Source organism: Brevundimonas sp. Soil_N_31 (assembly GCF_057655995.1).
Genome location: NZ_JBDGLE010000002.1, coordinates 272,411 through 298,531, shown reverse-complemented (window position 1 = coordinate 298,531; position 26,121 = coordinate 272,411). Strand labels below are relative to the sequence as shown.

Here is a 26,121-nt window from a genome sequence, read left to right as displayed (position 1 = left end):
ACCCCCTATACGCGACCCTTGGCGCCCTTTCGACGCCGGCCCTCGTCAGGTTCTTCTTAGATGATCACGCACTTCCGCAACTTCGCCAAGTCCAAGTGGGCTGGGGGCCTGTTCGCCCTGATCATCCTCAGCTTCCTGGTGGTCGGCGCTCAATCCGATATCTTTGCCAGCCTAGGACCGCGTCACATCATCAGCGCCGGCGAACGCAGCGTCGATTCCATGCAGTTCCGCAATGATTTCGAGCGCGTGCGCGCCAATCTTCAGGAACAGGCCGGCCGCCCCGTCAGCTATGACGACATGGTCAAGGAAAACCTGCACGTTCAATATCTGGAGAGCCAGACGCAGCGCTTGGGCTTCCTAGACTGGGCCTATAAGGCGGGGATCCGTCCCGGAAAAGAGTTGGTCTTGGCCCAGATTCGCAAGATTCCGGCCTTCTTCAATCAGATCACTGGCCAATTTGATCAGGAACTGTACGCCCAGGCTCTGGCCCAGCAAAACCTGACCTCGCAGATGCTAGAAGACGATCTGCGCGACCAGTACGTCACCGCCCACGTCGGCTCGGCTGTCTTCGCCGGCCTGCAAGCACCGCGTGTTTACGCCGCCTTGCTGGCGGGCCAGGCGCTGGAAAGCCGTGACGGTCGCTGGTTCTCGGTCACTCAGGATATGGCCGGTCGCGCGGGCGCACCGACCGACGCCCAACTGACCGCCTTCATGAAGGAAAACGAGGCGCGTCTGCGCAGCCCCGAATTCCGCATGATCTCCCTGGTGCTGTTCACGCCGGGTCCGAACGATCCGCGTCCGGCCATCACAGAAGAGCAGATTCAAGAGCGCTATGAGTTCCGTAAGGCCGCCCTGGCCGATCCGGAGAAGCGCACTTTCGTCACCCTGACCGTTCCGACCAAGGAAGCCGCCGACAAGATCGCCGCCGACCTGCGCGCCGGCAAGAACCCCTCTGAGGTCGCCAAGGCCAACAACATCCAGCTGGGCGACTACAAGGGCACGCCGCAGGCCGCAGTGGGCGACCCTGCCGTTGGCGCCGCCGTGTTCGGCCTGGCCGTCGACCAGGTTTCGGCCCCGATCCAGGGCCGCCTGGGCTTCACCGTCGCCAAGCTGGCCGCCATTCAGGCCGGTCAGGCCGTGACGCTGGAAAGCGCCCGCCCCGCCCTGACCCAGGAGCTTCAGGCCGAGGCCGTCAAGGCCGCGACCTACGCCAAGGTCGAGCAGTTCGAGAAGGCCCGTCAGGAAGGCAAGAACCTGGCCGACGCCGCCACGGCCGCCAAGGCCCGCGTCATCCAGCTGCCGCCCTTCACCCAGCAGGGCCAACTGCCCGACGGCCAGCCGATGAACGCCCCGCGCCAGGTTCTGGAAAGCGCCTACTCCCTAACCAAGGGCGGCGAGAGCGACGTGATCGACGCAGGCGACGGCCAGTATTTCGCCGTCCGTCTAGACGACATCCGCCCGTCGGCCCTGCCGACGCTGGACGAAGTGCGCGCCCCGCTGGGCCAGCAGTGGACCTTGCGTGAAAACGCCCGTCTGCTGTCGGCCAAGGCCGAACAACTGGCCGGCCGCGTCCGCGCCGGCGAGGACATCGCCAAGGTGGCCGCCGAGGCCGGCGCCCCGCTGACGGTCCGCACCGGCGTGCAGCAGAGCCGCGAGTCGCAGGCCCAGGTCGGCGACGGCGTGCTGCGCGGCCTGTTCGGTCAGAGCAAGGGCCAGGTCTTCTCCGACGCCCAGTCGCAGACCGCCTTCGTCGTCGGCCGCGTGGACGCCATCCACGCCGCCAACCCGGCCCTGGCCGCGCCGCTGGCCGAACAGGCCCGCCCGCGTCTGACCGAAGAACTGGCCAACACCCTGGCCGACCGCACCATCGCCGCCGCCGCTGCACGCACCAAGTCGCGCAACGACCCGGCCCTGGCCCTGCAAGCCCTGGGCGTGGAGGCTGCGGCCGCTGCGCCTGCGGCTCCGGCTGCGCCCGCTCCCGCCAAGAAGTAATGCACGAAGAACGCGACGCCTTCATCGCCGGCCTGACGGCGGGCCGCCCTCAGGTTCTGGTCCGCCGCCTGGTCGATGATCTGGAGACCCCCGTCTCGGCCTTCCTGAAGGTCGGGCACGGGCGGCGCTACGCCAGCCTGTTCGAGTCGGTCGAAGGCGGCGCCGTCAACGGCCGCTACTCCTTCGTCACCCTGTCGCCGGACGTGGTCTGGCGCTGCCGGAACGGCAAAGCCGAGATCGCGCGCGGCGCCGCCGTTCTGTCCGACGTCTTCACGCCCGAAGACCGGCCCGCGCTGGAATCCCTGCGCGCCCTGATCGCGGCGACCAAGTTCGACCTGCCCGCCGATCTGCCGCCGATGGCCGCCGGGCTGTTCGGCGTGTTCGGCTACGACATGGTGCGTCTGCTGGAGCCGCTGGGCGCCGCAAATCCCGATCCGCTGGACCTGTCCGACGCCGTCATGGCGCGCCCGGCCCTGGTCGCCATCTTCGATTCGGTGAAGCACGAGATCGTCCTGATCTCCGCCGCCTATCCGGACACGGCAAGCGATCCAGTCCAGGCCTATGCCGCCGCCGAGGCCCGTCTGGAGGATTTCGAGGACCGCCTGCGCGGCCCCCTGCCGATCCAGCGCGAAGTCGAGCCGGTTCCCGCGCCCGCCTTCCACTCCGACGTCGATGACGCCGCCTTCGGCCGCATGGTCGCGCGGGCCAAGGACTACATCGCCGCCGGCGACATCTTCCAGGTCGTGCTGGCGCACCGTTTCTCGGCCCCGTGGAGCCAGGATCCGTTCGCCTTCTACCGGTCGCTGCGTCGCGGCAACCCGTCGCCCTATCTGTTCTTCCTCGACTACGTCGATTTCCAACTGGCGGGGTCCAGCCCGGAAATCCTGGTCCGGCTGAAGGACGGCCGCGTCACCATCCGCCCGCTGGCGGGCACCCGTCCGCGCGGCGCCACGCCCGACCAAGACAAGGCGCTGGAAGTCGAACTGCTGGCCGATCCCAAGGAACGGGCCGAGCATCTGATGCTGCTGGACCTGGGCCGCAACGACGTGGGCCGCGTCTCCAAGCCCGGCTCGGTCGAGGTCACGGAAAGCTTCGTGGTCGAACGCTACAGCCAGGTCATGCACATCGTCTCCAACGTGAACGGCGCGGCTGATCCCAAGCTGGACGCGGTGGACACGCTTCTAGCCGCCTTGCCAGCAGGCACGCTTTCGGGCGCGCCCAAGGTGCGGGCCATGGAGGTCATCGACGAACTGGAGACCGAGAAGCGCGGCGTCGGCTACGGCGGCGGCGTGGGCTATATCTCGGCCAATGGCGAGGCGGACATCTGCATCGTCCTGCGCACCGCCATGTTCGCGAAGGGCCAAATCTTCGTCCAGGCCGGCGCCGGCGTCGTCGCCGACAGCGATCCGGCCGCCGAATATGCTGAAACCCTGGCCAAGGCCCGCGCGCCGATGAAAGCGGCTGCGGACGCGTGGCGTTTCACCGCGACCACTCGCGGCCAGGGCGCCGGCGGATCAGTCTAAGGATTGGAAACCGTGGAACCCTGGTCGAACGATACGCCGGGGCCTGCGACCATAGTCCCCGCCAATAGAACCGCCGTCATGGCGGCGAAGGCGGCTGCGGCAAGCAGGCGCAAGGGTTTCGGTTGTTCCGCCGGGGCCTCTTTCAACAGGGCGCGGGCGTCGCGAATGGCTTGGATAGGGGTCAAGACGGATTTCTTCCGATGGCGATGCTCCTGTATCTCCCGGACAGCTTAACGTCCGCTTTCAATCGGCCCGCTTGCCTTCCATGTTGGGACCGCCCTGCCTCCCCGTACTAAGAAGCCTTCGCCATGATCCTCGTCGTCGATAACTACGACAGCTTCACCTACAACCTCGTCCACTACCTCGCGGAGCTGGGCGCCCAGACGCACGTCGTCCGCAACGACGACCTGACTGTCGAAGAGGCCTGGGCTCTGAAGCCTGAGGCCGTGCTCCTGTCGCCCGGCCCCTGTGCGCCCGATCAGGCGGGCATCTGCCTGTCGCTGATCGAGACCGCCGCCGAGACCATGCCCATCCTCGGCGTCTGCCTGGGGCACCAGTCGATCGGCCAGGCCTTCGGCGGCGAAGTGGTGCGCGCCAAGACCCTGATGCACGGCAAGACCTCGCCCATCCTGCATGAAGGGCGCGGCGTGTTCGGCGGCCTGCCCTCGCCCTTCACCGCGACGCGCTACCACTCTCTGGCCGTGCGCCGCGAGACCCTGCCCGACGCGCTGGAAGTCACGGCCTGGACCGAGGACGGCGAGATCATGGGCCTGTCGCATCGCACGCGACCGATCCACGGCGTCCAGTTCCATCCGGAATCCATCGCCACCGAACACGGCCACGCGATGATCGCCAACTTCCTCGATCTGGCGGGCGTCAAACGATTGGCGAACATCTGATGGACAGCATCAAGCCTCTGCTGGCCAAGCTGGTCGACGGACAGGTGCTGAACCTGGATGAGGCCAAGAGCTTCTTCGCCGCCTGCCTGCGCGGCGAGCCGACCCCGTCCCAGGTCGCCGCCGCCGTCACCGCCCTGCGTATCCGCGGCGAGACGGTGGACGAGATCGTCGCCTTCGCCAGCGCCATGCGTGACGCCGCCCGGTCGCTGGATCACCCGTTCGAACAGGTCATCGACACCTGCGGCACCGGCGGCGACGGCCAGCACACCTACAACATCTCGACGGCGGCCTCCTTCGTCCTGGCGGGCGCGGGGCTGAAGGTCGCCAAGCACGGCAACCGCGCCGTCAGCTCCAAGTCCGGTTCGTCGGACGTTCTGGCCGCCCTGGGCGTCAATCTGGACGCCACGCCCGCCCAGCAAGCGCGAGCGCTGGATCAGGCCGGCATCGCCTTTCTGTTCGCCCCGACCTACCACGGCGCCATGCGCCATGTCGGGCCGATGCGCGGCGAGATCGGCTTCCGCACCGTGTTCAACCTGCTGGGGCCGCTGTGCAATCCGGCGGGCGCCACGCATCAGGTCATGGGCGTCTATGACCCTGCGCTTTTGGAGCCTCTGGCCGAGGTGCTGGGCCGACTGGGCGCCCAGCGCGCCTGGACCGTCAACGGTCAGGATCTGGACGAACTGACCACCACAGGCCCGACTGAGGTAGCCGAATGGAAGGACGGCGCCGTGCGCCGCTTCACCGTCACGCCCGCCGACGCTGGCCTGCCGCTGGCGACGATGGATGATCTGCGCGGCGGCGACGCCGAGCATAACGCCGCCGCCCTGACGGCCCTACTGGCGGGCGAGCGCGGCCCCTATCGCGACATCGTCCTGCTGAACGCCGCCGCCGCTCTGGTGGTGCCCGGGCGGGCCGAAGATCTGAAATCGGGCGCAGAGCTGGCCGCCGCCGTCATCGACGACGGCCGCGCCGCCGCCGCCCTGGCTGAACTGGTGCGCGTCTCTCACGCGCCGATCGAAGACGAGGACGCCTGATGAGCGACGTTCTGGACCGCATCGCCGCCTACAAGCGCGAGGATGTCGCCGCCCGCAAGGCCGCCGTATCACAGGACGCCATCGAGGCGCGCGCCCGCGAAGCATCGGCCCCGCGCGGCTTCCGCGTCGCCCTGGCCAGCCGTTTCGCGCAAACCGGCCGCCCGGCCCTGATCGCCGAGATCAAGAAGGCCAGCCCGTCCAAAGGCCTGATCCGCGCCGACTTCGACCCGCCCGTGCTGGCGCAGGCCTATGAGCGCGGCGGCGCGTCCTGCCTGTCCGTCCTCACCGACGGGCCGAGCTTCCAGGGCGACGACGCCTATCTGGTCGCCGCGCGCGCGGCCGTCGCCCTGCCCTGCCTGCGCAAGGACTTCCTGGTCGATCCGTGGCAAGTGGCCGAGAGCCGGGCGCTGGGCGCGGATTGCATTCTGATCATCATGGACATGGTGGACGACGCCCTGGCCGCCGACCTGTTGGCCGAGGCGACCCGCTGGGGCATGGACGCCCTGATCGAGACGCACGACGCCGACGAGATGGCGCGCGCCGCCAAGCTGGTTCAAGGCCGCGACGACGCCCTGATCGGCGTCAACAACCGCTCGCTGCGGACCTTCGAGGTCGATCTGGCGACGACGGAGCAACTGGCGGCGCTGAGCCCCGAGAGCGCGCTGCTGGTCGCCGAAAGCGGTCTGTTCACGCCAGACGACGTCGCGCGCGTGACTAAAGCCGGCGCCCGCGCTCTCCTGGTGGGCGAAAGCCTGATGCGCCAGGCCGACGTGGAAGCCGCGACGCGAGCCTTGCTAGCCTAAGCTCCCCACTTACCGCCCATCCCGGCGGACGCCGGGATCCAGTGCTTTGGCTAAGGGCGCAGCGGCAGCCGTCCCAAGCCCAGCTTACCAAAAACTGCGCGCGTGACTCTTGCTGGATCCCGGCGTCCGCCGGGATGAGCGGGGTGTGGAGGATCAGCCCGCCTTCGCCGCAATCACCCGCAACACGGCGTCCGCCGCCAGTTCCGACGGGTCCGGCCCGCCGCGTCCCATCAGGTCCAGCGCCTCGGTCTGACGCCGCGCCTGATCGGCCGCCGTCTCGGGATCGGTCAGCAGGCGCCCGACCGCCTTGGCCAACGCCTGCGGCGTCGCTTCGTGCTGGATGAACTCCGGCGCGATGGCTTCATCGGCGGCGATGTTGAACAGGGTGATGTGCTTGGCCGTCACCAGCCGCTTCATCAGCACATAGCTCAGCCCGTCGATCTTATAGGCGATGACCATCGGCGCGCCCGCCAGCGCCAGTTCGGTCGAGACCGTGCCGCTGGTCGCCAGGGCGGCGTTGGCGGCCTTCATGGCGTCGTACTTGTCGGCTTCCTGCACCACATGGGCGCGGAACGGCCAGGCGGCGACCCGGCCTGCCACGTCGGCGGCCACCGTGCCCGCCGCAACGACGGCCACCTCAAGCCCCGGAATCTGCGCCTTCAACTGTTTGACCGCCTGCTCATAGACAGGCGTCATGCGCGTGATCTCGCTGGGTCGGCTGCCCGGCAGGACCAGCAGCAGCGGCGCGTCCGCCGCAATCCCGCGCGCCGCGCGAAAGCGGGCGCCGTCGGCCCCCGCCATGTCGACATGCAGCGCCTGCGACCCCACGACCGTCGTCGGCAGACCCGCCTTCTCGAACCACGGCGCATCCAGCGCATAGAGGGCCAGCAGGTGATCGACCGCCCCCGCCAGCGTCTTGGCCCGCCTCGGTCGCGAGGCCCAGACCTGCGGTCCGACATATTTGATCAGCGGCGTCTTCGGCGAGGCCGCGCGGATCGCCTGCGCCACGCGGATGGTGAAGCCCCAGCTGTCGATCAGCACCACAGCGTCCGGCTTCTCCGCCGCCGCCAGCGCCGCCGTCTCAGCCACCCGTTTCTTGACCCGGCCATAGGCCTTGAGGCCCTCGATCCAGCCCAGGATCGACAGCTCGGCGATGTCAAACGGGCTGGCGACGCCCTCGGCCGCCATCTTGGGGCCGCCCACGCCGACGAAGACCACGTCCTTGCCCAGCCGCGCCTTCAACGCCCGCGCCAGCCCGGCCCCCAGCGCATCGCCCGAGGCCTCGGCCGCCACCAGCATGACCTTCAACGGACGGCTCATCGCGGCTCTCCCCAGACGAACAGACCCAGACGGTCGGCCGCCTCGACCAGACCTTCGTGGTCGATGACGATCAGCCGCCCCTCGAACCCGCCGATCCCGGCCAGACCCGCAGCGGCGGCCAGTTCAACCGTCGTCGGTCCGATAACGGGCATGTCGACGCGCAGATCCTGGATCGGCTTGGGCGCCTTGCCCAGAGCGCCGCGCGCAAAGCCGGGCGAGCCGCGCAGGTCGGCAGGCAAACCCGCCACGCGGCGCAGCATCTCGTCCGTGCCTTCCTGAGCCTCGACCGCCAGCACCAGTCCGTCGCAGACGACCGCGCCCTGACCGATGTCCAGTTCGCCTGATTTTTCAGCGATGTGCAGCGCCTTCTTCAGGTCCGCTAGTTGCTCGTCGGTCGGTGTCACGCGGCCCAGGGCGCCCGTCGCCAGCATCTCGCCGCCCAGAATATCGTCCGCGCCCTCGACGGCGAAGCCTTCATCCTCGAAAACCGACAGGATCTTGCGCAACAGGGCGTCGTCGCCCTTTGACGCCGCCGCAATGATGCCGGGCAGCAGGGACGCGCCCTTCAGGTCAGGCTTCAACGTCTTGAAATCCGGCCGATTGACATAGCCCGCCAGACAGACCGCGCGGCACCCCTCGGCGCGCATGGCCTTCACGATCCTGCCGATCTCGGCCATGCCGAAATCCTGCCCCGGCCAGCGGTGCAGGTGGGCGTCGGCGAAGCCCTTCAGGCGGATGATGAAGACCTCGCGCCCCTCGGCCTCGCAGCGCTGGGCGACGCGGATGGGCAGATCGCCCGACCCCGCGATCAGGGCCAGCTTGGGCGCGGTCGTCATTCCGCGCCCGGCAGGCACAGCGGGCGCTTGCCGCCGTCACGGATGAAGGCGGTGATCTCCATGATCTCGGGCAGGTCGGCGTAGGCCTGTTCGACCCGGTCCAGACGCTCGGCGAAGACGCCCTCGCCCTCGAACAGGTCGCGATAGGCGGCCAGCAGGCGGCGCACCGCGTCCTTGCCATAGCCCTTGCGCTTTAACCCGATCAGGTTGAGCCCGTGCAGGCTGGCGTGGTTGCCCCAGACCGAGCCGTAGGGAATGACGTCGCGCGTCACGGCGGCCAGACCGCCGACGATGGCGCCCTGCCCCACCCGGCCGTTCTGGTGGATGGCGCACAGGCCGCCCAGAAACACCCGGTCGCCGACATGGACGTGACCGCCCAGGGTGGCGTTGTTGGCCATGGTGACGCTGTCGCCGACCACGCAGTCGTGGCCGACGTGGGCGCCGGTCATGAACAGGTTGTTCGAGCCGACGCGGGTGACGCCCGTTCCTTGAGGCGTGCCCCGGTTGAAGGTGCAGTGCTCGCGGATCAGGTTGTTCTCGCCGATCTCCAGCCGCACCGGCTCGCCCTTGTAGCCGCCGTGCTGCGGATCGCCGCCGATGACGGCGAAGGGATGGATCGTCGTGTTCGCGCCGACGCCGGTGTCCTGCTGGATCACCACATGGCTGACCAGACGCACGCCGGAGGCCAGCGCCACGCCCGGCCCCACGGTGCAGAACGGGCCGATCTCGACCCCGTCCGCCAGGGTCGCCGAGGCGTCGACGACGGCGGTCGGGTGGATGGTCACTGGGCGGGCTCCGCCACGGTCACGACCATGGCCATGAACTCGGCCTCAGCCGCCAGCTTGCCGTCGATGAAGGTCTCGCCGCGGAACTTATAAGCGTCGCCGCGCGCCTTGATCACCTTGACCTCCATGCGCAGCTGATCGCCCGGACGGGCGGGTTTGCGGAAGCGCACGCCGTCGATCGACATGAACATGATGACCTTGTCGGCCACCGCCACGTCCAGCGACTTGGACATCAGCAGGGCGCCGGTCTGAGCCATGGCCTCGACGATCAGGACGCCGGGCATGACCGGGTCGATCGGGAAGTGGCCGGGGAAGAAGGGCTCGTTGTGGGTGACGTTCTTGATGCCGACGATCGAGGTCGCCGCCACGAAGTCCTGCGCCTTGTCGACCAGCAGGAAGGGATAGCGGTGCGGCAGGCGACGCATCACCTCGGCGTAGTCGATGTTGTTGTCTTCGCTCATTCTTTCGATTCCTTTGCGCCCTTCTTCTGGGACGCCTGTTTGGACAGCCACACCGTCTCGCGCAAGAATTGGCGCAGGGGCTTGGCGGGATAGCCGGACCAGATCTCGCCCGGCGGAATGTCAGCCAACACGCCGCCGCCGGCCGCGACGCGCGCGCCTTCGCCGATGGTGATGTGGTCGCCCACGCCCGCCCGGCCGCCGAAGATGCAGTTGTCGCCGCTGGTGACCGAGCCCGAGATGCCGGTGTGCGCCGCCATCAGATTGTTGCGGCCGATGACGCAGTTGTGGCCGATCATCACCAGATTATCGATCTTGGTGTTCTCGCCGATGACGGTGTCGTCATAGGCGCCGCGATCGATGCAGGAGTTGGCGCCGACCGTCACCCCGTCCTGCAGGATGACGCGCCCCAGCTGCGGGATGTCCACCGGCCCGGCCTTGGACCCCGCGGCGCCGAAGCCCGCCTCGCCGATCCGTGCGCCCGCCAGCAGCTTCACCCGGTCGCCCAGCAGGGCGAAGCCGACGGTGACGCCAGGGCTGATAAGACAGTCGCGGCCGATCTGGACGCCCGGCCCGATGACGGTATTGGCGCCGATGCGGCTTCCACGCCCGATGCGGACACCCTCGCCCAGGATGACGCCCGGCTCGACCACCACGGTGTCGTCCTCGGCGGCCTCGGCGGCGCTGATGGCGTGGTCCAGACGGATCGGTCGGTGCAACAGGGCCGAGGCCCGCGCCCAGGCGGCCTGCGCCTCACCCGATACGATGACGGCGGTATCAGCGGGCGCCGCGTCCACGGCCGAGGCCGGTACGATCACGCAGCCGGCCTTCGTCTCAGCTAGCGCTGCGGCAAACTTGCGGTCGCCCAGAAACGCAATCGCGCCCCGGTCCGCACTGGACAGAGGCGCGACGGCCGAGACGATGACCTTGCCGCCCCGGACCACCTCCCCGCCGATGTGCTCGGCGAGGGCGGCGACCGTCAGGGACGACAGGGTCTCAAAAAACCTCGGATCGGGCATGGCCCGCCTTAGGATTGCGGCTGGGCCGGAACCGGCATGCGGTTGAAGCTCAGCGTCGGCAGTTGGGCGTTCAGGCGCTGGATGACAGTGTCCGTCACGTCCATGGACGGGTTCAGGATGAAGACGCTCTCGCGGTCGATCATGATGCCGCAGCCCTTCTCCTGATAGACAGCGACCAGCAGGGGCTCGACCGCCTCCGAGATCTTCCGACGCTGCTCAGCCAAAGTGTAGCGGAGTTCGTTTTCGCGCGTGCCTTCCAGTTGCTGGGCTTCCTGCACGCGCTGCTGCAATTGCTGCCGACGCTGGTTCATCTGGTCAGCCGGGATGGTGGCTGCGCCTTGTTGCAGGGCCTGGACCTCGGTCTGGATAGCGGTGGCGTAAGGCTGAAGTTCGCCCTGAACTTCCTGGGCCAACTGTTCCATGCGCGTCTGGACGGCCTGGCCGGCGGTGGACTGGGCCAAGACCCGCTGGTTGAAATAGACGCAAACGCCAGGGATCACCGGGCCGGGGTTGGCCGGGCCTTGTGTCTGAGCCAGAGCGGCCGATGCGGTCAAAGAGGCGAGAGCGAAGGCGCCGAGAGCGATGAGTTTCATAATCTAAGCCTTAGTGGCGGCGATCAAGCCGCGGTTAGAACTGAGTAGAGGTCGAGAAACGGAAGGTCTCGGTCTTGTCGTAGTCTTCCTTGGACAGAACCTTCGATAGGTCGAAACGGATCGGCCCCATGGGCGAACGCCAGTGGATGCTGACACCTGCAGCCGCGCGCAGGGACAGCTCATCGACGATCCTCGGATTACGCTGCCCCGTCGCCGGATCAACCAGATAGCGGTCGTCCAACATACCGATCGTACCGAAGTCCGCAAACAGCGAAGTCTTGATGCCGTATTCTTCGGGCAGCATGTTCGGAACCGTCAGTTCGACCGTACCGATGGCGTAGAAGTTTCCGCCCAGCGCGTCAGTGGTGGTCAGGTCGCGCGCGCCCATGCCCGCCGTCTCGAAGCCACGGAACGTATTGCCGCCCTTGAAGAAACGGTCATTGATCCGGATCGGATCGCCGTTCCAGCCGCTGACATAACCGGTCTGCCCCTGAACGCTGACCACCCAGTTCGGCCGGACGCCATAGTACCAGGACGCGTCGGCCTCGGTCTTCAGATAGTTCACGTCGCCGCCAATGCCGGCGAAGTCCTGACGCAAGGAGACGGTCCAGCCGCGCGTTGGACGGACGGGGTCGTTCAGGCGATTCACCAACAGTGTATAGCCCGCCGATGAGTTGATGAACGAACCCGCCTGGTCGCATAGCGCCGATGAACCGGCGCCGACGCCGCTGCAGTAGCCGAACGGAATGACGACCTCGTCGTCCTTCAGGAAGTAGCGCGCGCTAAACGAGGCGTAACCGTTCAACGGATAGGTGATGCGCACCCCGCCGCCGGTCGAACGATAATCGTAAGACGAGTATTTGCTCAGGTCATAGCGCATGTGGAACAGGTCAAAGCCCGCGCGAACGTCCCGCCCCAGGAACTTTGGCTCGGTGAAGCGGAAGTCGATCTGCTGACGCAGCGAGCCCCATTCGGCGCGCGCCACGACGTTCTGGCCCCGGCCGCGGAAGTTGCGCTCGGTGATGCCCAGGTTCAGCACGAAGGAGTCGACCGAACTGAAGCCCGCGCCGACCGACAGTTCGCCGGTGGGCTGCTCTTCAACGGTGACGTTGACGACCGAACGGTCCGGCGCGCTGCCGCGCGTCTCTTCGATCTTGACGTCCTTGAAGAAGCCCAGGGCGCGCAGGTTGTTGCGTGAGCGTTCGACCAGGGAGCGGTTGAAGGCGTCGCCCTCGCCCACCATCAGTTCGCGGCGGATGACGCTGTCCAAGGTACGCGTGTTGCCGACCACATTGATGCGGTCGATGTAAACGCGTTGTCCCTCGCGCACGTTGAAGGTCACATTGACCGTGTCCGTCTCCGGATCCGCGCGATAAGACGGATTGATTTCAACGAAGGCGTAGCCCGCCGAACCAGCGGCGAAGGTCAGGGTGTCGACCGCCGCCTGGATGCGATCGCTCTCATACAGATCGCCGGAACGAATCGGCAGCAGAAGCTGCAGGAAGTCGGCGTTCAGACGGTCGTTCTCGGTGACGACCTTGATCTCGCCGAAGTTGTAGCGGTCCCCCTCGTCCACAGTCACCGTCACGCCGAAGGCGCTGTTGTCCGGTTTCAGCTCGGCGACGGATGACAGGATGCGGAAGTCATAATAGCCGCGGTTCGTATAGAATTTGCGCAGTTGTTCGCGGTCGTAGTCCAGGCGATTCGGATCATAGTTGTCGTTCGAGCTGAACAGGCGCCACCACGACGACTGCTTCGTCACCATGATCTGGGCCAAATCGCTGTCCGAGAACGCCTGATTACCCAGGAAGGTGATCGCCGAAATGCCCGTCTCAGGCCCTTCGTCGATCTCGAACACCACATCGACGCGGTTTTGATCCAGTTGCACCAGCTTGGGCGTGACAGTCGCGGAAATGCGGCCCGACAGGCGGTACAGTTCGACGATCTTGCCAACGTCCTCCTGCACCCGCGCACGGGTGTAGATGCCGCGCGGGCGAATTGTGACTTCGTCGCGCAGCTTCTTCTCAGCCAGAGCCTTGTTACCCTCGAAGGTCACCTGGTTGATGATCGGGTTCTCGGCGATCTCGACGATCAGGTCGCCGTTGGCCTGCAATCCCAGTTGCACGTCGGCGAACAGGCCTGTTCGCGACAAGGTGCGCACCGCCACATCGATCGTCACCGCATCGATGGTGTCGCCTGGTTGAATCGGCAGATAGGACAGGACCGTAGTCTGGTCGATACGCTGATTGCCGCGCACCACGATGCGATTGACAACGGCGCGGTCAGCCTGCGGGGGGGCTTCCTGAACCACCACGTTAGGCGTCTGTTGAGCCGCCGCTGGGGCCGGCGCCTCCTGCGCGAGAACGGGGCTCGCCAGGCCGGCGGCGAAGGTCAGGGCCAGGGCGCTGACCCCGAAGATGCGGCCACGGGTCTGGGTCATGGAGCGGCTGTCGTTTTGATTCATGCGGGATACCATCGGGGGCTGGCGTCGGCTCACGAGACGAGCCCGCCGAGGAATTTGAAGAGATTGAGTTTCTGCAGATCGTTCCAGGTCGCGAACAACATCAAACCCGCCAGCAAAGCAAGACCGACCCTGTATCCCGCTTCCTGAACCTTGGCCGCCATCGGGCGGCGCGCCACGGCTTCATAGGCGTAGAACAGCAGATGCCCTCCATCCAGAACCGGAATTGGCATCAGATTAAGAAAGCCGATTCCGACCGAAAGTATGGCGGCGAAGCTCGTCAGCGTCAGCAACAGATTGCGAACAACGGCCCATGGCTCCGGATTCGCGGCCACGGCGGCGTTGGTCAAGGCGCCTGACGCCTTGGCGATGCCCAGCGGGCCGCTGAACTGATCGCCGCTTTCACGGCCGGTGAAGATGCGCCCGATATAGGTCAGGGTAGTGTTCAGGATCGTGCCGGTTTCACGGACACCCTGCCCCACCGCCGCAATCGGTCCGTAGCGAACGTGGCGGACTTCTTCGCGCGTCGAGCCCATCGCCAGGCCGATCCGGCCCACCGTGACCCGGCCTGCGATAGGATCATTCTCAACCCGGCGCTCGGGCGTCGCCGTCAGTTGCACGGACCCGCCGCCTCGTTCCACGGTGAATTGAACAGGATCGCCGCTGCTGAGAGCCACGACGCGCGTCACTTCGCCCCCGTCCTTGATCAGCTTGCCGTTTACATGGGTGATCAGATCCCCCTGCTGGAACCCGGCGGCGGCGGCGGGCGATCCGGCCTGAACCTGCATGACCCGCGCCGGACGCAGCTCGACGCCCACAAGGCTGAACAACAGAGTGAAGATGAAGACGGCCAGGACGAAGTTGGCGATCGGCCCGCCCGCCACGACCAGGGCGCGCTGCCACAAAGGCTTGAAATAGAGATACTCACGCTCGGCGCCTGGCCCGTGGGTGGCGACCAGTTCCTTGCGCATGGCGTCCAGCCCGGCCCGGTCCGGCACGCCCGTGGCGTCCAAATCACCGGAGAACTTCACATATCCGCCCAGCGGCAACCAGCCGATCCGCCATTCGACGCCATGCTTGTCCGTACGAGCGAAGATCGGTCGGCCGAAACCGATAGCGAAACGATCCATCTTCACGCCAAAGGCGCGCGCGGTCAGGAAATGGCCGAGTTCATGCACTGTCACGACAAGCGTCAGCACGAGCAGGAACGGCACGACATAGGTCAGAACCTGGCTGATGACGCCTAGCATTCCGTTCGTATCTCCTGTCGGCCCTTAAGCCGCGACATTCAGCGAGGCGATGACATCGCCCGCGATCCGCCGCGCCTCCGCATCAACGGCCAAGGCCGCATCGCAGGCATCGTCGGAACCGCAAGACGCGCCCGCGCCCGCCGCCTTCTCAAGGGTGTCGGCGACGACTGCGGCAATATTGAGAAAGCCCAGCCGCCGGTCAAGGAAAGCCAGGGCCGCCGCCTCATTGGCGGCGTTGAAGATGATCGGAGCCGATCCGCCCGCCGCCAACGCCTCGCGCGCCAGACGCAGCGCCGGAAAGCGTCCCTCGTCCGGCGCCTCGAACGTCAGTCGCCCCAGGGCCGCCAGGTCCAGCTTGGGCGCCGGCCAGGCCAGACGGTCCGGCCAGGACAGGGCGCAGGCGATCGGCGTCCGCATGTCCGGCGCACCCATCTGGGCCAGGGTCGAACCATCCACATATTCCACAAGGCTGTGGATGATCGATTCCGGATGAACCACCACGTCGATCCGCTCGCCCGGCATGTCGAACAGATAGGCGGCCTCGATCAGTTCCAGCCCCTTGTTGGCCATGGTGGCGCTATCGACCGAGATTTTTGCGCCCATGCTCCAGTTCGGATGGGCCACGGCCTGCTCGGGGGTGATCCGCGTCATGGCCGTGCGCGGCAGGGTGCGGAACGGTCCGCCCGACGCGGTCAGCACCAATTTGGACACGCGCTCCGGCGCCCCTGCCGGAAAGACCTGGAAGATGGCCGAGTGTTCGGAATCGACCGGAATTAGTCGCCCGCCGCTGCTCTTGACCCGCTCGATCAGCGCCGGACCGCAGCAGACCAGGCTTTCCTTGTTGGCGAGGGCCAGCGTCGCGCTCGTCCCCGCCGCCGCCCAGGCTGAACGCAAACCCGCCGCTCCGACGATGGAGGCCATGATCCAGTCGGCAGGCCGTACGGCCGCCTCGACAATGGCTTCCGGCCCCGCCGCAGCCTCGACACCGGTCCCCGCCAAAGCCTCGCGCAGTTCGTTCAGGCGAGCCGGATCGGCCGTTACGGCGATACGCGGCCGCCAGCAGCGCGCCTGTTCAGCCAGACGTGCGATATTGGCGCCGCCGGTCAGCGCCTCGACCTCGAACCGTCCGGAACCAGCAGCTTGAGCTTGCTCCATCAGTTCCAGCGTCGAGGAACCAACCGAGCCGGTCGAGCCCAGAATCGTTACACGGCGCGTGATCATGCCGCGCGCTCCAGCAAAAGAACGATCACACGCCCCGCCGCCACGACGACCACGGCGAACATCAAGCCGTCGACACGATCCAGAAGACCCCCGTGTCCCGGAATGATATTACCCGCATCCTTGACCCCGAAGCGCCGTTTCAGCGCCGATTCCCACAAATCTCCCCCCATCGTGGCCAGGGCGGCGGCCAGACCGAGCATCCCTCCCCAGAACAGGTTCAGACGCCCCATGTCGAACCAACCGGCCATGGCCGCACCCGCGATCATTCCGGCTAACAGGCCTCCAATGAATCCGGACCATGTCTTGTTGGGCGAAAAGCGCGGCCACAACTTCGGCCCGCCCACGGCGCTACCGACCAGATAGGCCAGAATGTCCGCCGACCAGGCGACGGCGAAAACCAGCACGGTCCAGTACAGCCCCTGAACCTCGTTCAGATCACGCAGCCAGATCAGCAGGATGCAGGGCCAGCCGAGGTAGAGCACCCCATAGGCCGCATCTAGCGCCGACTCTCCGCGCGTCCGCGCAAAAAGTCCCGAGGCCAGAGCGCCGAACACCATAAGGATCAACGCCAGGGAAATCTGTCCGACATGCGCTGCAATGATGGCGACGATCAGCGCCAGGGCGACACCCGTGCCGACCGAGCGCCACAGAGCAGGAGCGCTCATCCGCGCCCATTCGAACGCCAACAGGACCGCCGCTACAACGACGAGGGCGCAGAACCAGCCGCCGCCCGCCCAGGTCGCCAGCACCGCCGCCGGCGCCAACACTACGGCTGACGCCGCGCGCAGAGCGATATCCCTAGGCTTCAACGCCATGTCAGCTCACCGCCTCGCCATAAGAGGCGTTTACTGTTTCACGACCACCGTAGCGACGATCACGATTACCGAACTGGGCGATCGCATCCGCCAGGGCCTCCGCCCCATAGTCCGGCCACAGAATGTCTTGGAAGACCAGTTCAGCATAGGCCGCCTCCCATAGGAGGAAGTTCGAAAGTCGTTGCTCGCCCGAAGTCCGCACGATCAGATCAACCGGCGGGGCGCCCGCGGTGGACAGACCCGCGCCCAGCGCCCCCTCATCGACCTCGATCGCCTGCCCCGCCCTGGCCTGGTCCACCAAACGCTGAGCGGCGTCCACCAGGTCAGCGCGGCCTCCATAGTTGAAAGCCACCTGCAGCAGGAATTTTTCATTGCCCGCTGTCTGGGACTCGGCTCGAGCGACGATGGCGGCGATGTCGTCCGGCAAGCCCTTGCGACGACCCAGCACCTTCACCCGCACGCCCGCAGCGTCCAGCCGGTTCAGGTCGCTGCCGACGAAGGCGCGCACCAGGCCCATCAGATCGGAAACCTCGTCCGCCGGACGGTTCCAGTTCTCGGTTGAAAAGCCGAAAACCGTCAGGCAGCGCACGCCCAGTTCCGGCGCCGCCTTGATCGTGCGGCGCAAAGCCTGAACGCCCTCGCGGTGACCAACAGCCCGAGGCAAGCCCCGACTCTGCGCCCAGCGGCCGTTACCGTCCATGATCAGGGCGACGTGACGTGGCCCCTTTTCAAGAGGCGTAGCGGCGGTCTGGGCCGACATGTGGGGAGTCCTTCCTGAGCAGATCCGACCGCGTCAGACCTGCATGATCTCGACTTCCTTGGCCTTCAAGGTCTCATCGATGCGCTTGATGGCCGCGTCGGTGTCCTTCTGGACCTCGGCCTCCATCTTCTTCTGATCATCCTGGCTGATCTCACCGGCCTTTTCAGCCTTCTTCAGCTCGTCGTTGGCGTCGCGGCGCACGTTTCGCACGGCGATCTTCTTGTCCTCGGCGTATTTGCCGGCCAGCTTGGCCAGATCCTTGCGGCGCTCTTCGGTCAGCGGCGGGATCGGAATACGCAGCGTCTGACCGTCGACGACCGGGTTCAGTCCCAGGCCCGCCGAACGGATGGCCTTCTCGACCGAAACCACCATCCCCTTGTCCCAGACGCTGACCGAGATCATGCGCGGCTCCGGCACGCTGATCGCGGCCACGGCGGTCAGCGGCGAGGTTGCGCCATAGGCCTCAACCACGACCGGCTCCAGCAGACCGGCGTTGGCGCGGCCGGTACGCAGGCCGGCGTAGTCGTCCTTCAGGGCGGCGACGGACTTGTCCATCCGGTCGCGGAAAGTCTTGAGATCGGGTTTGGCCATGACGTGTGTCCTTGGTCCTGTCGTTTGATGACGAAGCCGCTCAGGCGGCTTTGTTGGTGATGACGGTGAAGGTGCCCTCTCCCGTCAGCGCCTTCTGAATCGATCCTTCCTCGCGGATCGAGAAGACGACGATCGGAATGCCGCTGTCTCGCATCAGGGCGATGGCCGAGGCGTCCATGACTCGCAAGTCCTTGGCGAGAACCTCCTGATAGGTCAGCGTCTCATAACGCGTGGCCGTGGGGTCTTTCTTCGGATCGGCGGTATAGACGCCGTCGACGCTGGTGCCTTTCAGCAGGGCGTCGCAGCCCATCTCGGCAGCGCGCAACGCCGCGCCGGAGTCCGTAGTAAAGAAGGGTGCGCCCACCCCGGCGGCGAAGATCACCACGCGGCCCTTTTCCAGATGCCGCATCGCGCGACGGCGGATGTAGGGTTCGGCGATGGCGGCCATCGGGATCGCACTCTGAACCCGCGTATCGACGCCGATCTTCTCGAGCGCGCCCTGCATGGCCAAGGCGTTCATGATGGTCGCCAACATGCCCATGTAATCGGCGTTGGCGCGATCCATGCCTGCCGCCGCCTTGGACAGGCCGCGGAAGATGTTGCCCCCGCCGATGACCAGACAGATTTCAACCCCCTGACGCGCCACAGCGGCGACGGCGGCCGCGACCACGTCCACCGTCTTCATGTCGATGCCGTAGGACTGATCGCCCATCAGGACTTCGCCCGAGACCTTCAGCAGCACGCGCTTGTAACGAAACTCGGAGGGGGCGTCAGGCATGGGCATGGGTCCGTGGATACAGGGGTTACGCATCCGCGCGAGGTGAATCGGCGGCTCATCATAGACGAAGGGCGCGCCAGCCATCAAAGCCGAACGCGCCCTTTTGAAATTTCTTCCCTTTCGGGAAGATGTTTCGAGTTAGTTGCCGCCCGTCATCGAGGCGACTTCCGACGCGAAGTCGGGGGTTTCGACCTTCTCGACGCCTTCACCCAGCGCCAAACGGACGAAGCCGGCCAGCTTCAGCGTGGAACCCAGTTCCTTGCCGGTGTTGGCGACCAGTTGCTCGATGGTCACGTCAGGATCCATGACGAACGGCTGCTTGGACAGCACCACGTCCTTCTGGAACTTGTTGATCTGACCTTCCACGATCTTTTCGATCATGTTTTCCGGACGGCCTTCTTCCTTGGCCTTCTCGATCAGGACGGCGCGTTCTTTTTCGATCGCGGCCGGGTCCAGGTCCGAGGTGTCCAGCGCCAGCGGAGCCGTGGCCGCCACGTGCATGGCGATCTTACGACCCACTTCACGCAGGGCCTCCTTGTCGCCGGCGCCTTCCAAGGCGACCAGCACGCCGATACGGCCTACGCTGGGCGAGACGGCGTTGTGAACGTAGGTCGAAACCACGCCCTCATCGACCGACAGGCGAGCCGCACGACGCAGCTGCATGTTTTCGCCGATGGTGGCGATCAGGTTGGTGACTTCGTCCTGAACGCTCTTGCCGTTTTCCAGGGTCGCGCCGTGGATGGCGTCGACGCCGTCGTGGTGCAGGCCCAGCTGGGCGAATTCCTTGGCCGCAGCCTGGAACAGGTCATTGCGGGCCACGAAATCGGTTTCGGCGTTGAACTCGATGGCCGAGGCGACTTCGCCCTTGCCCTCTTCACGCACGGCGACGGCCACCAGGCCCTCGGCGGCGACACGGTCGGCTTTCTTGGCGGCCTTGGACAGGCCCTTGGCGCGCAGCCAGTCGATAGCCGCGTCGATGTCGCCGTTGGTCTCAACCAGCGCCTTCTTGCAGTCCATCATGCCGACGCCCGAACGCTCGCGAAGCTCCTTCACAAGGGCGGCAGTGATCTCGGCCATGTTCTTCTCCTGAAATTCAAAATGGGCGGCCGGACTGTTTAGCCCGGCCGCATGTCAAGTTGACGTCGGTCCGGCGCGCGGCGGCGCCGGAACGTCAGTCTCAGCCCTCGACCTTCTCGGCCTCGGCGGCGACCAGCTCTTCAGCTGCGCCTTCAGCGCCGGCCGGAGCGGCTTCGGCTTCAACCACGGCGGCTTCACGCAGGGCCGGCTCGACCGGAGCTTCCGAAGCGCCCAGGTCGATGCCCTGAGCGGCGGCGCCGGCGGCCAGGCCGTCCAGAACGGCGTCAGCGATCAGATCGCAATAGGTCTGGATGGCGCGAGCGGCGTCATCGTTGCCCGGAACCGGATAGGTGATGCCGTCCGGGTCCGAGTTGGTGTCCAGGATGGCGATGATCGGGATGTTCAGCTTGCGGGCTTCCTGGATCGCGATCGCTTCCTTGTTGGTGTCGATCACGAACATGATGTCCGGCACCGAACCCATGTCCTTGATGCCGCCCAGCGACAGTTCCAGACGGTCCTTCTCGCGCTGCAGGGTCAGCAGCTCTTTCTTGTTGCGGCCTTCGCCGCCGGCGCCGACGATGGTTTCCAGCTCGCGCAGGCGAGCGATCGAGCCCGAAACGGTGCGCCAGTTGGTCAGCGTGCCGCCGAGCCAGCGGTTGTTCATGTAGTACTGGGCGCAGCGCGTGGCGGCTTCAGCCACCGGGCCGGCGGCCTGGCGCTTGGTGCCGACGAACAGGACGCGGCCGCCCTTGGCGGCGACGTCGCGCACAGCCACCAGAGCCTGGTGGAACAGCGGCATCGTCTGCGACAGGTCGATGATGTGGATGTTCGAGCGCGAACCGAAGATGTAGCGGTCCATCTTCGGGTTCCAGCGGTGCGTCTGGTGGCCGAAGTGAGCGCCGGCTTCCAGCAGCGTACGCATCGAGAATTCAGGCAGAGCCATGATCGTCTTTTCCTTTTTCCGATCAAACCTAGCGCGGGCGGTTAAAAGGACCGGCTGATCCCTCGGAACGGTGCAGACCGGGATGTCTCCCCGGGCCGCGCCACGCCCACGTGCGAAGTGCGCCGCGCATGTAGGCGAACCGGCCGAAAAAGGCAAGGCATCGAAGATGATGGGCTACAGAGCGGTTAGCCAGAAGCATCGATCTCAAAACGCCGCGCGAACAGTTCCCCCCACGAGAAGATTGATCAGAAGCTGCGTCCGTCCACGCGTTGAGCTGTCCAGTCCCAGGGTTCGACATCGGTCAGGGTGCGGATGTTGATGGCCGCCACCTCGCTGCCGTCCGGCGCTACGCCGTAACCGAACGGCTGCACCCCGCAGGTCCGGCAGAAGCGATGCTCGATCTTGTGCCGATTGAAGAAGTAGGAAGTCATCGCCTCCTCGCCCTTGATCAGGCGAAAAGCCGAACGCGGCGTAAAGGCCAGGACGAACCCCTTGCGATAACAATGGGAGCAGTTGCACTCCACCAGGCCGTCCAGCCCGACATCCACCTCATAGGCCACGGCGCCGCAGTGGCACGACCCGGCATGGGTCTTCACGCTCGTCTCGCTCATCAGGCGTCCTCCAGCATCACCACCCCCGGCGCCGACTTCAACGCGCCGCGCAGCGCCGCGTCCAGCCGGTATCGTCCCGGCAACTTGATCTCGACCTCGGTGCGGCCGCCCAGCGTCGCCTGCAGCCAGACCTCGCCGCCCTTGCCCTGCGCTCGCGCCCGGTCCAGCCGAGCCTTCAGCGCCTCGGCGTCCGCTGACTGAGCCGACAGCACGACGCGCAGCCCGATCTGGGCGTCGTCCAGCAGCACGTCCATGCGGCTGGCGTCGTCGCCGAAGAAGCGCACCTCGCCGTCGGCCGCCTTGGCCCGAACCTTGACCAGAACCGACGTCCCGACCTCCAGAACCTCGCGGCACCGCCGAAGCTGTTCAGGCGGGAACAGGCATTCGAACTCGCCCGTCGGGTCCGAGAAGGTGACGAAGGCGAACTTCTCGCCGGTGCGGGCACTGGCCCGTTCCTGACGGCGGCGCACCACACCGGCCATCTGGAAGGCTTCATGCCCCGCCTCGGCTAGCCCTTGCGCCTCGGCCACGAAGGTCACGCGCTTGCGCTTCAATGCAGGCGTCAGCTCTTCCAGCGGGTGGCCCGACAGATAAAAGCCGACGGCGTAAAGCTCCTGATCCAGCTTGTCCGGTCCGGCCCACTGCTCGACGCTCTTCAGACGCGGCCGCGCCGCGGCGGCCTGATCGGCGCCGAACAGACTGACCTGGGACGAAGCCCGCTCCGCCGCCACGCTCTGGCAATAGGCGATCAGCACATCAGCCTGTTCGAACAGCTGGCGACGGTTCGGATGGATGCTGTCGAACGCGCCCGCGCGCGCCAGGCCTTCCAACGCCCGCTTGTTCACCGCCCGCGGATCGACCCGCTCCAGGAAGTCGAAGATATCGGGGAAGGGCCCGCCTGTCTCGCGCACCTCGATGACGTGCTTCATCGCCTCAAGGCCCACGTTGCGGATGGCGCCCAGCGCATAGAGCACGCTGCCCTGACCGTCCTTCCACGACACGTCGAAGTCGGCGGATGAACGGTTGATGTCGGGCGCCAGGACCGGAACCTCAAACCGTCGGCAATCCTGATAGAAGACCGCCAGTTTGTCGGTGTTCGACAGATCGAGGCTCATCGACGCCGCGAAGAACTCCACCGGGTGATTGGCCTTCAGCCAGCCCGTCTGGAACGAAATCAGCGCATAGGCCGCCGCGTGCGACTTGTTGAAGCCATAGCCCGCGAACTTGGCCACCAGGTCGAAGATAGAGCCCGACTGGGCCTCCGGCACGGACTTCTCGGACGCGCCCTTGACGAAGCGAAGGCGCTGGAAATCCATCTCCTCCTTCTTCTTCTTGCCCATGGCGCGGCGCAGCAGGTCGGCCTCGCCCAGACTGTAGCCCGCCAGGATCTGGGCGATCTTCATCACCTGTTCCTGGTAGATGATGACGCCGTAGGTCTCGGTCAGCACCTCCTTCAGGCTGGGGTGCAGGTAATCGACCTCGGCCCGACCGAATTTCCGGTCGATGTAGGTGTCGATCATCTCCATCGGCCCCGGCCGATAGAGGGAGATCAGAGCCGTGATCTCTTCGATCGAGCCGCAGCGCATCTTGCGCAGGGTGTCGCGCATGCCCTGGGATTCCAGCTGGAACACCCCGACCGTCTGTCCCGAAGCCATCAACTCATAGGTCTTGGGATCGTCCAGCGGCAGCAGGCCCCAGTCCTGGGCCGCGCCGCGCCGTTCAAGATAGCTCTTGGCCCGATCCAGCACCGTCAGCGTCTTCAGGCCCAGGAAGTCGAACTTCACCAGACCCGCAGGCTCGACCCACTTCATGTTGAACTGGCTGGCCGGGATGGTGGAGCGCGGATCCTGATACAGCGGCACCAATTCCGTCAGCGGCCGGTCGCCGATGACGATACCCGCCGCGTGGGTCGAGGCGTTGCGGTAGAGGCCTTCAAGCTCCAGAGCCGTCTCCAGCAACGCCTTGACGGCAGGCTCGGCGTCGCGCGCCTCACGCAGGCGCGGCTCCAGGTCGATGGCCTGGGCCAGGGTCACGGGGTTGGCGGGGTTGGCGGGCACCATCTTGGCCAGACGGTCCACCTGGCCCAGCGGCATCTGCAGCACCCGGCCCACGTCGCGCAGCACGGCCCGCGCCTGCAGGGTGCCGAAGGTGATGATCTGGGCCACCCGGTCCTTGCCGTAGTGGTCCTGGACGTAGTCGATGACCTCTTCGCGCCGCTCCTGACAGAAGTCGATGTCGAAGTCGGGCATGGAGACCCGTTCGGGGTTCAGGAAACGCTCGAACAGCAGGCCGAACCGCAAGGGATCCAGGTCGGTGATGGTCAGCGACCAGGCGACCAGGGAACCGGCCCCCGAGCCCCGCCCCGGCCCCACCGGGATGTCATGCAACTTGGCCCATTTGATGAAGTCCGCCACGATCAGGAAGTAGCCGGGGAACCCCATCTGCTGGATGATCCCGACCTCCCATTCCAGGCGGGACCAGTAGTCTTCCTCGGGCGCGTAGGCCTGGTTCTTCTCCAGCCGCGCCTTCAGCCCCTCGCGCGCCTGGTGCGCCAGTTCGTCGTCTTCCGAACGGCCTGCGCCCGTGTCGAAGCGCGGCAGGATCGGCTTGTGCGTCTTGACCAGGAAGGCGCAGCGGCGGGCGATCTGAATGGTGTTGTCGCAGGCCTCGGGCAGGTCCGCGAACAGTTCGCGCATCGCCTCGGCCGACTTGAACCAGTGCTCGCCGGTGACGCGGCGGCGGTCCTCCTGGCCCGTGAAGGCGCCGTCGGAGATGCAGAGCAAGGCGTCGTGCGACTTCGCCTGGGCCGCCTTGGCGTAATAGACGTCATTGGTCGCGACCAACGGCGCGTCGTTGGCGTAGGCCCATTCAACCAACCCGCCCTCGGCCACCGTCTCGCTGGACAGGCCGTGGCGTTGCAGTTCGACATAGAAGCGGTCGCCGAAGACGCGCTTCATTTCCGCCAGGGCTACGGCGGCCTCGACCGGCTTTTTCTGTACGAACAGGGGGTCGATCGGACCGTCCGGGCCGCCGGACAGCAGGATTAGCCCCTCCGACTTATCCACAACCTGTCCCCAGGGCACGCCCGGCTCAGCCATCTCGCCTGCATCCAGATAGGCGGCGGACGACAAGGCGCACAGGTTGAGCCAGCCCTGCTCGTTCTGGGCGATCAGCACGACCGTCGGCGTCTTGGCCCAGCGCTGAACGACCTGCCCGCCGATATCGAGCACCGGCAGGGCGCAGGCGACGATGGGCTGGACGCCCGCATCCTTGGTCGTCTGGCTGAACTCAAGGGCGCCGAACAGATTGGCGCGGTCCGCCACACCCACCGCCGGCATTCCAGCATCGGCGGCCATCTTGCCGATCTTGCCGGCCTTGATCGCCCCTTCCAGCAGCGAATAGGCGCTGCGGACCCGCAGGTGGACAAAGCCCTGACTGTTCACCGCATCCGCCAATCGAAAACCCCGCATCGCAGCGCCCGATCACACGGGCGCATCGTCATCATGCAGGGAGTCGCGCTTCAATGGGGCGCGGTCATGTCACCAGGAAGGCCGCCTGCCAGACCATCCAGACGAAGCCGCCGCAGGACGCAAGCGACAGCAGATCCCTCACCCAACGCGTCATTGATTTTATCCCCAGATCAAATGTTGCCCATTTGTTCTAGGTTGCCTCTTTGTTCTCGTCAACCTCAATTCGCGAGGAAGCCGAGCCGGGTCAGCGCCGAGGCCAGCGCGGCCGAGTTGGGCGACTGCGTCTTGCGCAGCAGGCTGGCGCGAAAGAACTCGACCGTGCGCGGGCTCAGCTCCAGGTTCTGGGCAATCTGCTTGGTGGTCAGCCCCTCGACCAGCATCTCAGCGACCTGACGCTCGCGGCGGGTGAAGGTCAGTTCCTCACGCGCCGGCGTGGACGCCAAGGCCTCCGCCCCGCGACGCAGGGCGCGCACCAACTCATCGATCGTCGCGGGCTTGGGCAGAACATCGTCCACGCCCAGGCGCATGGCGTCCACCGTCGTCCGCACGTCCACGAAGGCGCTGACGACGATAACGGCATGTCGGTTCAGGGCGCAGAAGGCGGCCACCAGATCCAACCCTTCGACACCCGGCATCTTCAGGTCGGCGACAAGGCAGGTCGGATCTGCGTCGGACGCCCACATCAAGGCGTCGAGCGGTTCATGAAAACCGACGGCGGAGAACCCCGCCTCACGCACCGCCAAAAGGGTCAGCTCCAGCAGCGCCCGATCATCATCAATGATGGCGATTTCAGCGATAGCGCGCCCAACCCTTTCCGCATCTTGTTCATTTCGACCGCCGTCCACGCCATCACGCATCATGTCGTTGAAACTACGCAAGGCT

General features: G+C 66.2%; 24 protein-coding genes. 5 read left to right on the top strand and 19 right to left on the bottom strand.

Annotated features, from left to right (window positions below):
* Positions 1-60 precede the first annotated feature (60 nt).
* Positions 61-1,992, top strand: coding sequence for a peptidylprolyl isomerase (locus AC3A3G_RS04495; RefSeq protein WP_487487641.1), 1,932 nt, complete (start codon positions 61-63; stop codon positions 1,990-1,992).
* Positions 1,992-3,515 carry an anthranilate synthase component I gene (trpE, locus tag AC3A3G_RS04490; RefSeq protein WP_487487640.1) on the top strand — a complete coding sequence of 508 codons (1,524 nt, stop codon included), beginning with the start codon at positions 1,992-1,994 and terminating at the stop codon, positions 3,513-3,515. The genes AC3A3G_RS04495 and trpE overlap by 1 nt, the downstream gene beginning before the upstream one ends.
* Here the strand turns inward: trpE and AC3A3G_RS04485 are convergent.
* Positions 3,512-3,700 carry a hypothetical protein gene (locus AC3A3G_RS04485; RefSeq protein ID WP_487487639.1) on the bottom strand — a complete coding sequence of 63 codons (189 nt, stop codon included), beginning with the start codon at positions 3,698-3,700 and terminating at the stop codon, positions 3,512-3,514. The two genes, trpE and AC3A3G_RS04485, sit on opposite strands and share 4 nt — an antisense overlap.
* 123 nt (positions 3,701-3,823) lie before the next feature.
* On the opposite strand from AC3A3G_RS04485, the gene AC3A3G_RS04480 reads away from it, so the two are divergent.
* The 3 genes from AC3A3G_RS04480 to trpC are packed head-to-tail and all read left to right on the top strand — an operon-like array spanning position 3,824 to position 6,251.
* Positions 3,824-4,414: an anthranilate synthase component II gene (locus tag AC3A3G_RS04480; protein WP_200165391.1), complete on the top strand. Its 591-nt coding sequence runs from the start codon at positions 3,824-3,826 to the stop codon at positions 4,412-4,414.
* Complete coding sequence (gene trpD, locus AC3A3G_RS04475; RefSeq protein WP_487487698.1) at positions 4,411-5,448, top strand: anthranilate phosphoribosyltransferase; 1,038 nt, start codon at positions 4,411-4,413, stop codon at positions 5,446-5,448. The genes AC3A3G_RS04480 and trpD overlap by 4 nt, the downstream gene beginning before the upstream one ends.
* Positions 5,448-6,251 (top strand): indole-3-glycerol phosphate synthase TrpC, encoded by an 804-nt coding sequence (gene trpC / locus AC3A3G_RS04470; RefSeq protein WP_200165395.1) that lies wholly within the window; start codon positions 5,448-5,450, stop codon positions 6,249-6,251. The genes trpD and trpC overlap by 1 nt, the downstream gene beginning before the upstream one ends.
* Before the next feature lie 153 nt (positions 6,252-6,404).
* Here trpC and lpxB read toward each other — a convergent pair whose 3' ends face one another.
* The 18 genes from lpxB to AC3A3G_RS04380 all read right to left on the bottom strand — a co-directional run bounded on the left by lpxB (position 6,405) and on the right by AC3A3G_RS04380 (position 26,117).
* Positions 6,405-7,571 (bottom strand): lipid-A-disaccharide synthase, encoded by a 1,167-nt coding sequence (lpxB, locus tag AC3A3G_RS04465; protein WP_368922861.1) that lies wholly within the window; start codon positions 7,569-7,571, stop codon positions 6,405-6,407.
* Complete coding sequence (lpxI, locus tag AC3A3G_RS04460; protein ID WP_487487638.1) at positions 7,568-8,407, bottom strand: UDP-2,3-diacylglucosamine diphosphatase; 840 nt, start codon at positions 8,405-8,407, stop codon at positions 7,568-7,570. The genes lpxB and lpxI overlap by 4 nt, the downstream gene beginning before the upstream one ends.
* Positions 8,404-9,192: an acyl-ACP--UDP-N-acetylglucosamine O-acyltransferase gene (gene lpxA / locus AC3A3G_RS04455; RefSeq protein WP_487487637.1), complete on the bottom strand. Its 789-nt coding sequence runs from the start codon at positions 9,190-9,192 to the stop codon at positions 8,404-8,406. The genes lpxI and lpxA overlap by 4 nt, the downstream gene beginning before the upstream one ends.
* The gene (gene fabZ / locus AC3A3G_RS04450; protein WP_046653574.1) at positions 9,189-9,653 is read right to left on the bottom strand and encodes a 3-hydroxyacyl-ACP dehydratase FabZ; all 465 of its coding nucleotides are present in this window, start codon (positions 9,651-9,653) and stop codon (positions 9,189-9,191) included. The genes lpxA and fabZ overlap by 4 nt, the downstream gene beginning before the upstream one ends.
* Positions 9,650-10,669, bottom strand: a complete 1,020-nt coding sequence (gene lpxD, locus AC3A3G_RS04445; RefSeq protein ID WP_487487636.1) for a UDP-3-O-(3-hydroxymyristoyl)glucosamine N-acyltransferase — start codon at positions 10,667-10,669, stop codon at positions 9,650-9,652. Before lpxD ends, fabZ begins: the two co-directional genes overlap by 4 nt.
* A gap of 8 nt (positions 10,670-10,677) precedes the next feature.
* Entirely contained in the window at positions 10,678-11,262 is a 585-nt protein-coding gene (locus tag AC3A3G_RS04440; protein ID WP_200165405.1) for an OmpH/Skp family outer membrane protein, read from the bottom strand.
* Positions 11,263-11,296: 34 nt separating this feature from the next.
* Positions 11,297-13,702 (bottom strand): outer membrane protein assembly factor BamA, encoded by a 2,406-nt coding sequence (gene bamA / locus AC3A3G_RS04435; RefSeq protein WP_234287678.1) that lies wholly within the window; start codon positions 13,700-13,702, stop codon positions 11,297-11,299.
* Between the two features lie 53 nt (positions 13,703-13,755).
* The gene (locus tag AC3A3G_RS04430) at positions 13,756-14,973 is read right to left on the bottom strand and encodes a M50 family metallopeptidase (protein ID WP_200165409.1); all 1,218 of its coding nucleotides are present in this window, start codon (positions 14,971-14,973) and stop codon (positions 13,756-13,758) included.
* 24 nt (positions 14,974-14,997) lie between these two features.
* Positions 14,998-16,194 carry a 1-deoxy-D-xylulose-5-phosphate reductoisomerase gene (dxr, locus tag AC3A3G_RS04425; RefSeq protein WP_200215714.1) on the bottom strand — a complete coding sequence of 399 codons (1,197 nt, stop codon included), beginning with the start codon at positions 16,192-16,194 and terminating at the stop codon, positions 14,998-15,000.
* Positions 16,191-17,009 (bottom strand): phosphatidate cytidylyltransferase, encoded by an 819-nt coding sequence (locus AC3A3G_RS04420; RefSeq protein ID WP_125900165.1) that lies wholly within the window; start codon positions 17,007-17,009, stop codon positions 16,191-16,193. Before AC3A3G_RS04420 ends, dxr begins: the two co-directional genes overlap by 4 nt.
* A gap of 1 nt (position 17,010) precedes the next feature.
* Positions 17,011-17,769 carry a polyprenyl diphosphate synthase gene (gene uppS / locus AC3A3G_RS04415; protein WP_125900164.1) on the bottom strand — a complete coding sequence of 253 codons (759 nt, stop codon included), beginning with the start codon at positions 17,767-17,769 and terminating at the stop codon, positions 17,011-17,013.
* A 33-nt stretch (positions 17,770-17,802) separates the two neighbouring features.
* Positions 17,803-18,360, bottom strand: a complete 558-nt coding sequence (gene frr, locus AC3A3G_RS04410) for a ribosome recycling factor (RefSeq protein WP_125900163.1) — start codon at positions 18,358-18,360, stop codon at positions 17,803-17,805.
* Positions 18,361-18,400: 40 nt separating this feature from the next.
* On the bottom strand, positions 18,401-19,138 hold the full coding sequence (gene pyrH, locus AC3A3G_RS04405; RefSeq protein ID WP_125900162.1) for a UMP kinase: 738 nt from the start codon (positions 19,136-19,138) through the stop codon (positions 18,401-18,403).
* Positions 19,139-19,276: 138 nt separating this feature from the next.
* Positions 19,277-20,215 (bottom strand): translation elongation factor Ts, encoded by a 939-nt coding sequence (gene tsf, locus AC3A3G_RS04400; protein ID WP_289647630.1) that lies wholly within the window; start codon positions 20,213-20,215, stop codon positions 19,277-19,279.
* A gap of 100 nt (positions 20,216-20,315) precedes the next feature.
* A complete protein-coding gene (rpsB, locus tag AC3A3G_RS04395) occupies positions 20,316-21,158 on the bottom strand; it encodes a 30S ribosomal protein S2 (RefSeq protein ID WP_125900160.1) in 843 nt (280 codons plus the stop codon).
* A 245-nt stretch (positions 21,159-21,403) separates the two neighbouring features.
* The gene (locus AC3A3G_RS04390; RefSeq protein WP_125900159.1) at positions 21,404-21,769 is read right to left on the bottom strand and encodes a GFA family protein; all 366 of its coding nucleotides are present in this window, start codon (positions 21,767-21,769) and stop codon (positions 21,404-21,406) included.
* Complete coding sequence (gene dnaE, locus AC3A3G_RS04385; RefSeq protein WP_487487697.1) at positions 21,769-25,224, bottom strand: DNA polymerase III subunit alpha; 3,456 nt, start codon at positions 25,222-25,224, stop codon at positions 21,769-21,771. Before dnaE ends, AC3A3G_RS04390 begins: the two co-directional genes overlap by 1 nt.
* A 233-nt stretch (positions 25,225-25,457) precedes the next feature.
* Positions 25,458-26,117 (bottom strand): response regulator, encoded by a 660-nt coding sequence (locus AC3A3G_RS04380; protein ID WP_200165418.1) that lies wholly within the window; start codon positions 26,115-26,117, stop codon positions 25,458-25,460.
* Positions 26,118-26,121: the final 4 nt, after the last annotated feature.